The organism is Janthinobacterium sp. GW822-FHT07H11 (assembly GCF_058798615.1).
Window position 1 is genome coordinate 4,407,732 of the sequence record NZ_CM179507.1, and the last position, 15,390, is coordinate 4,423,121.

The 15,390-nt window shown below is 71.0% G+C and carries 3 protein-coding genes; all 3 read right to left on the reverse strand.

Annotated features, from left to right (window positions below):
- Window positions 1-49 precede the first annotated feature (49 nt).
- The 3 genes from AC3RCJ_RS19420 to AC3RCJ_RS19430 are packed head-to-tail and all read right to left on the reverse strand — an operon-like array spanning window position 50 to window position 15,362.
- Window positions 50-862, reverse strand: coding sequence for a thioesterase II family protein (locus AC3RCJ_RS19420; RefSeq protein WP_492961344.1), 813 nt, complete (start codon window positions 860-862; stop codon window positions 50-52).
- Window positions 859-5,487: a non-ribosomal peptide synthetase gene (locus tag AC3RCJ_RS19425; RefSeq protein ID WP_492964763.1), complete on the reverse strand. Its 4,629-nt coding sequence runs from the start codon at window positions 5,485-5,487 to the stop codon at window positions 859-861. Before AC3RCJ_RS19425 ends, AC3RCJ_RS19420 begins: the two co-directional genes overlap by 4 nt.
- Window positions 5,484-15,362: a non-ribosomal peptide synthetase gene (locus AC3RCJ_RS19430; protein ID WP_492964765.1), complete on the reverse strand. Its 9,879-nt coding sequence runs from the start codon at window positions 15,360-15,362 to the stop codon at window positions 5,484-5,486. The genes AC3RCJ_RS19425 and AC3RCJ_RS19430 overlap by 4 nt, the downstream gene beginning before the upstream one ends.
- Between the last annotated feature and the right edge of the window lie 28 nt (window positions 15,363-15,390).

The following is a 15,390-nucleotide window of genomic DNA, read 5'->3' on the forward strand; positions in this document are numbered from 1 at the left end:
GGCAGCCGCATGCCCGCTTCGGCAACTTTTCAGGGGACCGCACGCCGCTTCACGGCGTACTCGGCCACTGCCCGCCCAGTGCGCCGAAGCGCTGCAACAAGGCGGCCAGCACGGCATCGCGCTGCTCGATCAGGTAAAAATGCCCGCCGGGGAAGGCTTGCTGCTCGAAGGCGGCGGCCGTCTCGCCGGCCCAGGCCTGCGCGTCGCCGGGCTCGAGTTCGGTATCGGCCAGACCCGTGAAGGCGCTGATGGGTGCGGCGATCGGCGCCCTGTCCGGCGCCGGCACATGCGTTTCGATCACCCGGTAGTCGCCGCGCATCACGGGCAGCACCAGGTCGAGCAGCTCGGTCATGCCGGCCAGCGCCGCGTTGGTGCCGCCCAGCTTGAACATTTCCCGCTTCAGGGCCTCGTCCGAACCCGCATGCAGCAGGCCGGGCCTGTGCCGGGCCGGCCCTTCGCACGCCGACACCACCAGGCGGCCGGGCAGCGGCCGGCCGCGCCGCCGCAGCGCCAGGTACAGTTCGTGCGCCACGGCGGCGCCCATGCTGTGGCCAAACAGGATGTAGGGCCGGTCCAGCAAGTACGGCAGGCGCTCCAGGCCAGCGGCGATGCGTTCGACCAGTTCCGCCAGGTTGCCCAGCGGGGCTTCCGCAATGCGCTCCTCGCGGCCCGGATACTGCACCGCCACCAGTTCGATCGATGGCGGCAGGGCTGCGCCCCAGCTGCGGTAAAAGCTGGCCGCGCCGCCCGCGTGCGCCAGGCAGATCAGCCTTTGCCTGGCCTGCGGGCGTGGCTGCCAGGTGCGGAACCAGCGCGCAGGGTCATCGGTGGCGGCTGGCCGGGCCAGCACGGCGCCGCTCATGGCGCCACCCCGGCGACGGCATTGTTGAACTGCCGGTACAACAACGCCAGGTAATCGGGACCCACCTCGAAGCCGGCCACGCCATGGTGCTCCAGCACCTGGCGCAAGGCGTCGCTGGCATACTGGTGGTGGCCGCCGCTGTCCATGCCGTCGCGGAAGTACAGGTTGACGAACCCCTCGACGAAGCTGTCCTGCAGGCGCGCCTTCCACTGCGGGAAGTCCAGCGCATCGAAGACGCAGCCCATCTCGCCCAACGCGCGGTAGACCTGGTCCACCGGTATGCTGCGCTGCGACACCAAGTGGTAATTGGTGCTGGCGCCGGTGGCCGAGGCCACCACGCAAGCGATGGCGCGGGCCACGTAGTCGACCGGCACGATATTGATCGTCAGCGCCGAACGGGGATACGCCGACACCGCCAGACAGGCGCGGTAGAACTTCAGGAAGGCATCGTCATTGATGTAGGGCCCGGCGCCGTCCTGCCGGTCGCTGTGCAAGCCGCTGTCCCAGGTAATGGTGCCGGGGCGCAGCACATTGACAGGTATCCCGGCCAGGCGCGCGCGGTAAAACAGCTGCTCGGCCATCGTCTTGCTCTGTTCATAGGTCAGGCGCAGCTGCGCCCAGGCGTCGCTGGCCGCGACAGTCTCGGCCACCGGTTCGGGCGCGCCTTCCGGCAGCGCGTGGTGCACGGCGATGGTGGAGATATAGTGCACCGGCTTGACGCGCGCGCTGGCCGCCAGTTCGATGATGCGCGCCGCCCCCAGCACATTGGTCGGATACAGGCGCGCCAGCGGGTCCATCAGGTTGATCATCGAGGCGCCGTGGACGATGCAGTCGATATGCTCGCTCAGCCAGCGATAGCGCTCCGCGTCCACGCCGAGGCGCTCCTGCGCCACGTCGCCGCACACGATATGCAGTTGCGCGGCGTCGGCATCCAGGCGCAAGCCCTTTTGCGCGGCCGCCAGGCGCAGGCGCTGGCGGCCCGCGGCCACGTCGTCGCAACGCACCAGGCAATGGATTTCATATGCGCCCCCGGCCAGCAGGGCCGCCAGCGTATAGATGCCCAGGTAGCCGGTGGCGCCCGTCAGCAGCAGGCGCCGCGGCGGCTGCGCCGGGTCATGCGGACTGGCCGCGCCGACACCGGCCAGCGCCGTGGCGGCGATGGCGTCCAGGTCGATGCCGGCCAGGAAGGCATTCTCGCGTTCGCGCGAGCGCTCCAGCGCCTGCGCCATGTCGTGGAACAGCGTATTGCCGAAAATGAGCTCGATATCGACGGCGTGGCCCTGCGCCATCAGCTTGCTCAGCAGCGCGATGGCGGACAGGCTCGAACCGCCGATCTGGAAGAAATCGTCGTCGCGCGCCACCCGCTCCAGCCCCAGCAACTCACACCAGACAGCCGCCAGCGCCCCTTCGATGCCGTCGGTGCGCGGCGCCTGGTAGACACGCGCCGGACCGGCCGGTGCCGCCGCCAGCAGCGCGCCCAGCGCGTTGCGGTCGATCTTGCCGTTCACGCTCAGCGGCAACGCTTCAAGCTGGCGTATCTGCACCGGCACCATGTAGTCGGGCAAACGCGCGGCCATGCCCGCCCGCAGGCCGGCCAACTGCGCTTCGCCTGCGCCCGCCGCCGCCACCACGGCCAGCGCCAGCGACGGCCCGGCCAGCACCAGCGCCGCCGCCTGGCCCACGCCGGGCTGCGCCAGCGCCGCCGCCTCGACTTCGCCCAGCTCGATGCGGTGCCCCAGGATCTTGACTTGCCGGTCTTCGCGGCCGAGGATTTCGATCACGCCATCGGGACGGTAGCGGCCCATGTCGCCGCTGCGGTACAGGCGTTCCCCGCTGAGCGGGTGATCGATAAAGGACTGCGCCGTGCGCGCGGCATCGTTGGCATAGCCGAGCGCCAGCCCCGCGCCGCCGATGTACATCTGCCCGGCCACCCAGTCCGGGCAATCCTCCAGGCTGTCGTTGAGGATGTACAGGCGGTGATTGTCCAGCGGGGTGCCGTACGGAATGCTGGCGGCACCAGGCGCGCTCTCGCCGATCGGATGCCAGACGCACCAGATCGCCGTTTCCGTCGGCCCGCCCAGGCTGACCAGCCGCGCCGCCGGGCAACGCGCCCGCAGTTGCGGCGGCAGCGACAGGGGAATCCAGTCGCCCGACAGCATCACCAGGCGCAGCGTCGCCAGCTGGGCCGCCACGCCCGGCTGGCCGTCAATCAGGCTCATCAGCATCTGCATCTGCGCCGGCACCGAATTCCACAAGGTGACCTTGTGCGCGGCCGCCAGTTCTGCCCAGTGGCCGGGATCGCCGCGCCGCTGCGCCTGCGGCAGCACCAGCGCGGCGCCCGCGTTGAAGGCGCCGAACATGTCCCATACCGACAGGTCGAAATTGAAGTTGGCCAGGCCCAGCACGCGGTCCGCCGCGCCGACAGCGAAGCGGCGGTTGATGTCGGCCACCGTGTTCAGGGCCGCGCGGTGGCTGACCACCACGCCCTTGGGCGCGCCCGTGGTGCCGGACGTGTAAAGTATGTAGGCCGGCCGGTCGGGATGCAGCGTCGGCTGCGCCAGCGCCTGGCGCAAGGCCGCGGCGGCGTGGCTGCCCTGCTCCAGGCCGTCGACGGCGATGCACTGCAGCCCGGCCGGCCAGGTGTCGCCAGGATGCGCCGCCAGCTGCGCGGTATCGCTCAGCACGAACTGCGCTCCCACGTCGGCCAGGATGGCATCGCGCCGCAGCCGGGGCTGGCGCGCGTCGAGCGGCACATAGCTGGCGCCGGCCAGCAGCGCGCCCAGCACGGCAGCGATCTGCGCGGCGCCCTTGTCGAGCACGATGGCCACCGGCGCTGCCTTGGCCGCATCGCAGCCCGCATGACGCAGCAGCGCGGCGATGCGCGCGGCCCAGGCGCCCAGTTCGCCGTAAGACCATGCGCGCTCATCGGCCACCAGCGCCACGGCTTCGGGAGCTGCCTGCACCTGGCGGCAAAAGCCGCTGTGCAGCAGGTCTTCGGACGGCGCGCGCCAGCTGCGGTTGACGGCGGCGCGCACGGCCTGCGTCGCCGCCGGCAGGGGCACGCCCTGGCGCGCCTGCCAGGCCGCGTCGCCGTCGGCCAGCCGCTCCAGCAAATCGGTAAACGCGGCGAAGGCGGGACCGATGACGCCGGCCTTGAAGACGCCGCCGCGCACGTCCCAGTCGACGTGCAGGGTAGCGCCCCGCTCCGTTACCTGGCAATCGAGCCAGACCTGCGGCGTTTGCGTGATGCCGTAGCGCAGGCTGGCACCCTGCATGAAGTCATTGCCGTCGAGTCCCTCGCCGCTGACCCCGACCGTGCTGGTAAACACCACCGGCACGATGGTCTGGCGGCCATTGCGCTGGCTCAGTTCGCGCAATACGTCGATGCCCGTAAAGCTGCCGTGCTCCATGTCTTGCAGCAGGCGCTGCTGCAACTGGGCGGCACGCGCGGAAAAACTCGTTTGCGGCTGCGGTTCCACGGCCAGCACGTTGACGGCGATGAAATCGCCCACCACGCGATTGACGTCCGGGTGCAGGGCCGGCCGGTTCAGCAAGGTCAGATTCAGGCAGAACTGCTGGCGCCGTGACCAGCGCCCCAGGATATCGGCAAACGCCGACAGCACCACGCTCGAGGTGGTATTGCCGCAGGCGGCGGCGCGCACGCGCAGGCTTTGCCACTGTTGCGGCGCCAGCTCGAAATGCAGGCGCTCGAAACGCACCGGCTCGGCCTCCGTCAAGGCGCGCTCCTCGCGCGTGAGCACGGGCAGCTCGGGCGGCGCGGGAAAGCCCGCGTCGATGCGACCGTGCCAGTACAGGCGGTCGCGCTCCATGCGCGCCGCCGCCTGCGCATCGGCGCCGGCCGCGCGCTGCGCCAGCACCAGGTCGCGGTAGCCGATCTGCAGCGGCTCGGGCTGCAGCGCCGGCTGGTGATAGAACTGCCCCAGCTCGGCCAGCATGATCTGGATGCTGGCGAAGTCGGCGATCAGCAAGTCGATGGAAAAATGCAGCACCGCGCCGCCATCGTGGCTGCTCAGGCGCAGCTCGTGCAGCGGCCACTGGTCGGTGACGTAGCAGCGCTGTCCCATTTCCTCGCGCACGCCCGCCAGCGCCGCGGCGGCCGCCGCGGCACCGATGCCGCGCACGTCCAGGTGCCGCAAGGCGGGCAGCGCGACATGGCGCAGCACGGCCTGGTGGCCTTCCGGCGAGACGACCGCGCGCAGCATGTCGTGGCGCAGGATCAGCCGGTGCCACGCCTGCTCCAGGGCGGCGGCGTCGATTGCCGGCAAATCGAGCTCGATATAACTGTGGCAGCCCACGCCGCCGTAATCGTACAGGCGGGTGCGCCCGACCAGATAGGCCAGTTGCAGATCGGTCAGCGGAAACGGCGCGTGCCGCGCCTTTATGTCCGCTTCCAGGCGGCGCCCTGCCGCGCGCTCCAGATGGCGCAACAGCGCCTCCCTTGCCACCTTGATTTCGCTGCGCAGCGTCTCGCTCAGTACCCCGGCCGGCGCCTTGAAGCGCAATTGCCCGTCTTCACTCCACAGATGCACGCCCAGGGCCTGCAAACGGGTCAACATGGCGGGAACGCTTTCCACTCCTGCTTGCGCATTTTCTTTCAGACTCACAGTGCACCCTCCTCGAAAATCAGTTCATCACCGGAAACGCCGACGGCGCCCAGTTCCTGCCATTGCGCCCGCACCTGCGCCGCCAGCGCCGCGATGTTGGGCGCGCCAAACAGCATGCGCAGCGGCACCGCGCCCGGTGCGACCCGGCGCTCCTGCAACAGCGCGACGATGCGCGTGGCGCTGAGGCTATCGCCGCCGATCGCAAAGAAATCGTCGTCGCACGAAATCCGTTCGCGCTTGAGCACTTCTTCCCAGATGGCCGCGACGGCCGCTTCCAACGCGTCGCCCGGTCCCCGGTAAATGCGCTCGCAGCGCGACAAGTCGCCCAGGCGCTGCGCCACCTGCCGGCGGTCCACCTTGCCATTCGCGCTCAGCGGCAAGGCGTCCAGCAGCAGCACCGTGGCCGGCACCATGTAGTCGGGCAACAGCAGCGCCAGCTTGCGCCGCAATTCCTCCACATAGGCCGCCGCCTGCTCCGGCGGCGCCACGCCGGCGCCCACCACCAGCGCCGCCGCCAGGCTGGCCGGCGTGCCCACCGTCACCGCCACCGCCTGGTCGACGCCCGCCTGCGCCGTCAGCGCCGTCTCGATCTCGCCCAGCTCGATGCGGTGCCCGCGCACCTTCACCTGGTGGTCGAGCCGCCCCAGAAATTCCAGCGTGCCGTCCGGCCAGTAGCGGCCGCGATCGCCCGTGCGGTACCAGCGCTGTCCGCCATGCTCGACGAAACGCTGCGCCGTCAGTTCCGGCGCCCCCCGGTAGCCGTCGGCCACGCCCGCGCCGCCGATCCACAATTCGCCCGCCACCCAGTCCGGGCAATCGCGCCCCTGCGCGTCGGCCACCCGGTACTGCTGGTTGGCCAGCGGACGGCCGTACGGAATCGAGGTCCAATGCGCCGGCAGCTCGCCCACCACCTCGTGCACGTTGGACCAGATCGACGCCTCCGTCGCGCCGCCCATGGCGATCAGGCGCGCCGCGCCCCCCGTGCTGTCGGCCAGGCGGCGCGGCAAGTCCAGGCCGATCCAGTCGCCCGACAGCATCACCTGGCGCAGCGGCAGCCTGCGTCCCTCGTTGCGCGCCACGATCAGCAGCATGTCCAGCAGCACCGGCACGGAATTCCACACCGTCACGCCGTGTGCTTCCACCAGCTGCAGCCAGGCGGCAGCGTCGCGCCGCTGCTCCTCGCCCACCAGCACCAGCGCGCCGCCCGCTCCCAGCAGGCCGAAGATGTCGTACACGGACAGGTCGAAATCGAGCGCCGACAGCGCCAGCGCGCGGCTTGAAGCGCCGATGCCGTAGCGTGCATTGATGTCGTCGACCGTGTTGGCCGCCGCCTGGTGCGCGATCTGCACGCCCTTCGGCTCGCCCGTCGAACCGGAGGTAAAGATCACGTACGCAGGCGCGCCGGCCGCCACGGCCACCGGCTGCGCCAATGCCGCGTGTTCCTGCGCCAGCGCCAGGTCCAGCAAGGCGGCCGTATCGCCCGCTTCCAGCTCGGGCCAATGGCTGCGCCGGCACAGCACGTGGCCGATGCCGGCCGCGCGGTGGATGCGCGCGCGGCGGCTGGCCGGCTGGCCCACGCCCACCGGTACATAACAGGCCCCGGCCGCCAGCACGCCCAGCACGGCGACGATCTGTTCCACGCCGCGCGGCAGGCTCACCGCCACCGGCATGCCGGGCGTCACGCCCTGGTCGCGCAGGCAGGATGCCACGCGCAGCGCGCGCTGGGCCAGTTCGCCGTAATTCAATGTCTCGCCGGCGGCGCCGATCAGCGCCACCTGCGCGGGTTGCGCCAGGGCCTGGGCAAAGATGTCCGCATGCAGCAGCCGCGCGCGCTGCGCCTGCCGCGTGGCGTTGACGGCGGCGCGCACCTGCGCCTGCGCCGGCGGCAGCTGGCACTGCAGCGCCGCCTGCGGCGCATCCCACGCCACGCCATCGAGCCCCTTCAGCGCCGCGACAAAGGCGGCAAACATGCTGTCGATCATGCCGTCCGGGAACAGCTCATCGACGGCATCCCAGGAAAACAGCAACTCGCCGTGGTGTTCGTACATCTGGTGGTCGAGCCAAACCTGCGGCGTCTCCGACAGGCCGCCATCGACCAGGTCGGGGAAGCCCGCTGGCAGGGCCTGGTCGAACAGGCTGTCGGCGATGCCCAGCGTGCTGGTAAATACCACCGGCAAGGCGGCTGCCGCCATGCCCACGCTTTTTGCCCGTTCGCGCTGCACCCATACCGAGGACACCTCGCGATGCTCCAGCGCGTCGGCGATTTCCTGCTGCATGGCGCGCGCCAGCGGCAGCAAGCCCGCGCCCTCCCGCGGCTGGAAGGCCACCGGCGCCAGCGACGTGAAGTCGCCCAGCACGTGCTCGATATCGGCATGCACGTCCTGGCGGTCGAACAGGGTCAGGTTCAGGGTGTGGGCGACGCCGCCGCTCCACTGGCTCAGGATCTGCGCATACACCGTCAGCACCAGCACGGACGGCGTGATGCCATGCCGCCGCGCCTGCTGACGCAGGACTTGCCAGCAGGCGGCATCCAGGCGCGCGGCGCGGCGGCGAAAACGCACCGTCGCCAGCGATTGCGGATCGCGCGCCAGCGGCAGCGCAGGCGCCGGCGGCAGCTCGGCCAGGCGGCCGCGCCAATACGTTTCGGCCTTGTCCAGCGCCAGCGGATCGGGCTGCACCTGGGTCACGTAATCACGGAAGGTGATGGCGCAGGCGGGCAGCACGGCAGCATCGTTGCCGTACAGCAATGCCAGTTCGTTGAGCAGCAGCTTGATGCTGTAACCATCGAGCGCCATATAGTTCAGGAACATGCCGATACGGCAGCGCAGCCCGCCACCATCGCCGCGATAAGGCACCGCCTTCAGTTCGAACAGCGGCCAATGGCCAAGCGCCGGCGCCTGCTCTTCCCACGCCAGGTGCAGCCGTGCCTGCGCCTCCTGCGGCGATGTGGCGGGCACCGCGTCGAGCGCGATGCGCACGGCCGGCACCTGCTCCTGCACCCGCTGCAAGCCATCCTCGCCGATCAGCACGCGCAGCATGTCGTGCCGTTGCACCAGGCGGTTCCACGCCTGTTCGAGGCGCGTCAGGTCGACATCCGCGCCATCGAGTTCCACCAGATAATGCGTGCCGCAACTGAGCGGCAAGCCGCCCGTCTGCCCCATCCAGTAGGCGCGCTGCACCTCCGTCAGGGCAAATGGCTGATGCCGCGACTGCGGTTCGGCCACCACCTGGCGCAGCTGCGCCGGCGCCGCGACGGCCTGCAGCTGGGCCGCAAACTCGGCCAGCACGGGCGTGACGAACAGCAGCCGCAAGCCCAGCGGCGAGCCCAGGCCCGCCTGCTTCAGGCGCGCCATCGCCTGCGTCGCCAGCAAGCTGTCGCCGCCCAGTTCAAAAAAACCTTGCCGGCGGCCGATGCGTTCCTGGCCCAGCACTTCCTGCCACAACGCCGCCACCGTTTCCTCGCGCTCGCCCTGCGGCGCCTCGTACGCCGCGCCTGGCGCGCCGGCCTGCGCCGCCAGCAACTGCGCCACCTGCCGGCGGTCCACCTTGCCGTTCGCGCTCAGCGGCAAGGCGTCCAGCAGCAGCACCGTGGCCGGCACCATGTAGTCGGGCAGCAGCAGCGCCAGCTTGCGCCGCAATTCCTCCACATAGGCCGCCGCCTGCTCCGGCGGCGCCACGCCGGCGCCCACCACCAGCGCCGCCGCCAGGCTGGCCGGCGTGCCCACCGTCACCGCCACCGCCTGGTCGACGCCCGCCTGCGCCGTCAGCGCCGTCTCGATCTCGCCCAGCTCGATGCGGTGCCCGCGCACCTTCACCTGGTGGTCGAGCCGCCCCAGGAATTCCAGCGTGCCGTCCGGCCAGTAGCGGCCGCGGTCGCCCGTGCGGTACCAGCGCTGTCCGCCATGCTCGACGAAACGCTGCGCCGTCAGTTCCGGCGCCCCCCGGTAGCCGTCGGCCACGCCCGCGCCGCCGATCCACAATTCGCCCGCCACCCAGTCCGGGCAATCGCGCCCCTGCGCGTCGGCCACCCGGTACTGCTGGTTGGCCAGCGGACGGCCGTACGGAATCGAGGTCCAATGCGCCGGCAACTCGCCCACCACCTCGTGCACGTTGGACCAGATCGACGCCTCTGTCGCGCCGCCCATGGCGATCAGGCGCGCCGCGCCCCCCGTGCTGTCGGCCAGGCGGCGCGGCAAGTCCAGGCCGATCCAGTCGCCCGACAGCATCACCTGGCGCAGCGGCAGCCTGCGCCCCTCGTTGCGCGCCACGATCAGCAGCATGTCCAGCAGCACCGGCACGGAATTCCACACCGTCACGCCGTGTGCTTCCACCAGCTGCAGCCAGGCGGCCGCGTCGCGCCGCTGCTCCTCGCCCACCAGCACCAGCGCGCCGCCCGCTCCCAGCAAGCCGAAGATGTCGTACACGGACAGGTCGAAATCGAGCGCCGACAGCGCCAGCGCGCGGCTTGAAGCGCCGATGCCGTAGCGCGCATTGATGTCGTCGACCGTATTGGCCGCCGCCTGGTGCGCGATCTGCACGCCCTTCGGCTCGCCCGTCGAACCGGAGGTAAAGATCACGTACGCAGGCGCGCCGGCCGCCACGGCCACCGGCTGCGCCAATGCCGCGTGTTCCTGCGCCAGCGCCAGGTCCAGCAAGGCGGCCGTATCGCCCGCTTCCAGCTCGGGCCAATGGCTGCGCCGGCACAGCACGTGGCCGATGCCGGCCGCGCGGTGGATGCGCGCGCGGCGGCTGGCCGGCTGGCCCACGCCCACCGGCACATAGCAGGCTCCGGCCGCCAGCACGCCCAGCACGGCGACGATCTGCTCCACGCCGCGCGGCAGGCTCACCGCCACCGGCATGCCGGGCGTCACGCCCTGCGCGTGCAGATACGCCGCCACCTGCAGCGCCCTGTGCGCCAGTTCGCCGTAATGCCATGTCTCGCCGGCGGCGCCGATCAGCGCCACCTGCGCGGGTTGCGCCAGGGCCTGGGCAAAGATATCCGCATGCAGCAGCCGCGCGCGCTGCGCCTGCCGCGTGGCGTTGACGGCGGCGCGCACCTGCGCCTGCGCCGGCGGCAGCTGGCACTGCAGCGCCGCCTGCGGCGCTGCACCCGCCAGGCTGGCCAGCAAGGCTTGATAGGCGCCAAACATATCGTCGAGCATCCCGGGCGGGAACAGCGCTTCGACCGCGTCCCAGGTCAGCACCAGGGTGCCCTTGTATTCGTACAGCTGATGGTCGAGCCAAACCTGCGGCGTTTCCGACAGGCCGCCGGCGACCATCTCGGGAAAGTCCTGGGCGGGGTTTTCAAACAGGCCGCCACCCAGGCCAAGGGTGCTGGTAAACACCACGGGCAGCGATGCGGTCGCCATATCCATGCCGCGGCTGCGCTCGCGCTGTATCCAGATGGACGACACTTCGCGGTGTTCCAGCGCATCGGCGACTTCCTGCTGCATGGCGCGCGCCAGCGGCAGCAAGCCCGCGCCCTCCTGCGGCTGGAAGGCCACCGGCGCCAGCGACGTGAAGTCGCCCAGCACCCGCTGTATGTCGGGGTGAACGTCCTGGCGGTCGAACAGGGTCACATTCAAGGTGTGGGCCACGCCGCCGCTCCACTGGCTCAGTACCTGCGCATAGGCCGTCAGCAGCAGCACGGACGGCGTGATGCCATGCGAGCGCGCGTGTTGGCACAGGCCGCCCCATTGCGGCGCGGGCAGCACCACCTGGCGCCGCGCAAAGCGGGCTTCGCGCAAGGTTTGCGGATCGCGCGCCAGCGGCAGCGCGGGCGCCGGCGGCAGCGCTGCCAGGCGGCCGCGCCAATACGCCTCCGCCCGCCGTACGGCTTCCGGCTGCGGCCGCACCTGGACCACGTAATCGCGGAACGACAGCCCCGGCGCCGGCGCCGGGCCATGCGGGTCGCGGTACAGGGCCGCCAGCTGGTCGAGCAGGAGCTTGATGCTGAAACCGTCCAGCGTCATGTAATTGAAGAAAATCCCCAGCCGGCAGCGATTTGCGCCGTAGCGCAGCGCGTGCAGGGTATGCAGCGGCCACGCATCCTCGCCGCGGCCATGCGCTTCCCAGCGGCGGTGCAGCCGCTCCTGCGCCACTGCCGCATCGGCACCGCCCAGTTCCTCGACCGCGATGCGCAAGGGTGGCACCTCGGCCAACACGCATTGCTGGCCATCGGCGTCCACCACGGCCCTGAGCATGTCGTGCTGCAGCACCAGACGGTGCCACACCCGCTCCAGGCGTGGCAGGTCGACATCGGCGCCGTCCAGTTCGACCAGGTACAAGGTGCCGCAACTGAGCGGCAAGCCGCCCGTCTGCCCCATCCAGTAGGCGCGCTGCACCTCCGTCAGGGCAAATGGCTGATGCCGCGACTGCGGTTCAGCCACCACCTGGCGCAGCTGCGCCGGCGCCGCGACGGCCTGCAGCTGGGCCGCAAACTCGGCCAGCACGGGCGTGACGAACAGCAGCCGCAAGCCCAACGGCGAGCCCAGGCCCGCCTGCTTCAGGCGCGCCATCGCCTGCGTCGCCAGCAGGCTGTCGCCGCCCAGTTCAAAAAAACCTTGCCGGCGGCCGATGCGTTCCTGGCCCAGCACTTCCTGCCACAGCGCCGCCACCGTTTCCTCGCGCTCGCCCTGCGGCGCCTCGTACGCCGCGCCTGGCGCGCCGGCCTGCGCCGCCAGCAACTGCGCCACCTGCCGGCGGTCCACCTTGCCGTTCGCGCTCAGCGGCAAGGCGTCCAGCAGCAGCACCGTGGCCGGCACCATGTAGTCGGGCAGCAGCAGCGCCAGCTTGCGCCGCAATTCCTCCACATAGGCCGCCGCCTGCTCCGGCGGCGCCACGCCGGCGCCCACCACCAGCGCCGCCGCCAGGCTGGCCGGCGTGCCCACCGTCACCGCCACCGCCTGGTCGACGCCCGCCTGCGCCGTCAGCGCCGTCTCGATCTCGCCCAGCTCGATGCGGTGCCCGCGCACCTTCACCTGGTGGTCGAGCCGCCCCAGGAATTCCAGCGTGCCGTCCGGCCAGTAGCGGCCGCGGTCGCCCGTGCGGTACCAACGCTGTCCGCCATGCTCGACGAAACGCTGCGCCGTCAGTTCCGGCGCCCCCCGGTAGCCGTCGGCCACGCCCGCGCCGCCGATCCACAATTCGCCCGCCACCCAGTCCGGGCAATCGCGCCCCTGCGCGTCGGCCACCCGGTACTGCTGGTTGGCCAGCGGACGGCCGTACGGAATCGAGGTCCAATGCGCCGGCAACTCGCCCACCACCTCGTGCACGTTGGACCAGATCGACGCCTCCGTCGCGCCGCCCATGGCGATCAGGCGCGCCGCGCCCCCCGTGCTGTCGGCCAGGCGGCGCGGCAAGTCCAGGCCGATCCAGTCGCCCGACAGCATCACCTGGCGCAGCGGCAGCCTGCGCCCCTCGTTGCGCGCCACGATCAGCAGCATGTCCAGCAGCACCGGCACGGAATTCCACACCGTCACGCCGTGTGCTTCCACCAGCTGCAGCCAGGCGGCCGCGTCGCGCCGCTGCTCCTCGCCCACCAGCACCAGCGCGCCACCGGCTCCCAGCAGGCCGAAGATGTCGTACACGGACAGGTCGAAATCGAGCGCCGACAGCGCCAGCGCGCGGCTTGAAGCGCCGATGCCGTAGCGCGCATTGATGTCGTCGACCGTGTTGGCCGCCGCCTGGTGCGCGATCTGCACGCCCTTCGGCTCGCCCGTCGAACCGGAGGTAAAGATCACGTACGCAGGCGCGCCGGGCGCCACGGCCACCGGCTGCGCCAGCGGCCAATACAGCACGGCCGTGGCCATGTCCAGCAACAGCACGCTGTCGCCCGCTTCCAGCTCGGGCCAATGGCTGCGCCGGCACAGCACGTGGCCGATGCCGGCCGCGCGGTAGATGCGCGCGCGGCGGCTGGCCGGCTGGCCCACGCCCACCGGTACATAACAGGCCCCGGCCGCCAGCACGCCCAGCACGGCGACGATCTGTTCCACGCCGCGCGGCAGGCTCACCGCCACCGGCATGCCGGGCGTCACGCCCTGGTCGCGCAGGCAGGATGCCACGCGCAGCGCGCGCTGGGCCAGTTCGCCGTAATTCAATGTCTCGCCGGCGGCGCCGATCAGCGCCACCTGCGCGGGTTGCGCCAGGGCCTGGGCAAAGATGTCCGCATGCAGCAGCCGCGCGCGCTGCGCCTGCCGCGTGGCGTTGACGGCGGCGCGCACCTGCGCCTGCGCCGGCGGCAGCAAGGCTGGCGCCGGCATGTCCCAGTCGCCATCCTGGCGCACCAGCCACTCGATCAGGGCGCCATGCGCGTCGAACATGTCGTCGAGCAGGCCATCCGGGAATAATGCATCGACCGCATCCCAAGCCAGCAGCAGGCCGCCATCCATTTCATACACCTGGTGGTCGAGCCAGACCTGCGGCGTCTGCGAAATCATGTAGCCAAGCTGCCCCAGCGCCGCGCGGCACTGCGGATTGACCAACGGCGTGCCCAGGTTACAGGCAAACACCACGGGCGCGGCAACCCCTTCGCCTTGACGCAGGCGCGCCAGGTCGCGCTGCACGCGCACGCCGGAATAGGCGGCGTGCGCCACGTCGGCATGCACTTGCGCCTGCAATTGCCGCACCCGTTCCAGGAACGGCATGGCCGCGCCGAAGTCGCAGCCCAACAGCAGCAGGCTGGTGAAATCGGCCACCACCTCCTCGATGCCGGGATGCTCCGTCTGGCGGTCGAACAGGGGGATGTTGATCAGGAAGCGCGCCTCGCCGCTCCAGCGCGCCAGCACTTCCGCATAGGCGGCCAGCAGCAGCATGGCCGGCGTCACCTGGTGCGCCGCCGCAGCGCGCCGCAAGCCGCTCCATTGCGCGACCGTCAGCTGCCGCGTGCGGCGCGAAAACGTCGGCCGCACCACGGCGCCGGGCGCCACCCGCAGGGGCAGTCCCGGCGCGCCCGGCAAGCTGGCCAGGCGCTCCTGCCAGAATTGCCTGGCCTGCTCCATCCGCGGTCCGCGGCGCTGCGCTTCCTGCGCCAGGTAGCGCGCAAAACGCCATTGCGGATCGGCCGCCGGCGCCGTGGCGCCCGCATAAGCGGCAGCCAGGTCACGCAGGATGATCTGCAGGCTTTGCACGTCGGCCACCAGCAGGTCGACGTCGAAGTGGATGCGCGTGCGGCCACCGTCGAGCAGGCTCAGTTCTATCCCCATCACCTCGCCCTGCTCCACCGCCAGGCGGCGGTGCGACAGGCGCTCGCGGACGCGCCCGAGCACCGCCTCGGCCTGCGCCGCGTCCTGGCCGCGCAGGTCATGCACCGCCACGCGCGGGTGTGCGGGCGCGGCGCTGACCACCTGCAAGCCATCGTCGCCGAAGCTGGCGCGCAGCATGCAATGCTGCGCCTGCACCAGCTGCCAGGCCGACTCCAGCCGCCCGGCCTCGACGCCGGCGCCATCGAGCTCGATGTAGGCATGGCAGCCGACGCCGCCCAGTTCCTGCTGTTCCTGGCGGCCGATCCAGTACGCATGCTGCACATCCGTCAGCGCGAATGGCGCGTCGGGATCGAAGCCGGCCGGCTCAGGCAGCGAATCGAAGACGGCATGCCCGGCGGTACCCGGCGATGCCGCCAGCGCCGGCGCGAGCAATGCCAGCCAGGCGTCCACGCACGGCTTGTCGATCAGGGCGGCGAACGTCACGTCCGCCCCCGCCTGGCGCCACAGGCTGACCAGGCGCAGGATGTTGAGCGAATCGAGGCCCAGCGCGATCAAGTTGTCGGCATCGGCCAGCGGCAGGTCCGGTTCGAACAGCAGGGCCTGAATCTGGCGGAGGACGGCCTCCCGGGTCAGCGCGGGGCGCTCTTGCGGGTGCGGATGCGGCTGGTTCACGGGGAATGCTCCTTCATCTGAAAGGGAG

What these genes read in the sequence shown, in the direction of transcription:
- AC3RCJ_RS19420 (WP_492961344.1), bottom strand. Translation starts at nt 862, where the DNA reads ATGAGCGGCGCCGTGCTGGCCCGGCCAGCCGCCACCGATGACCCTGCG.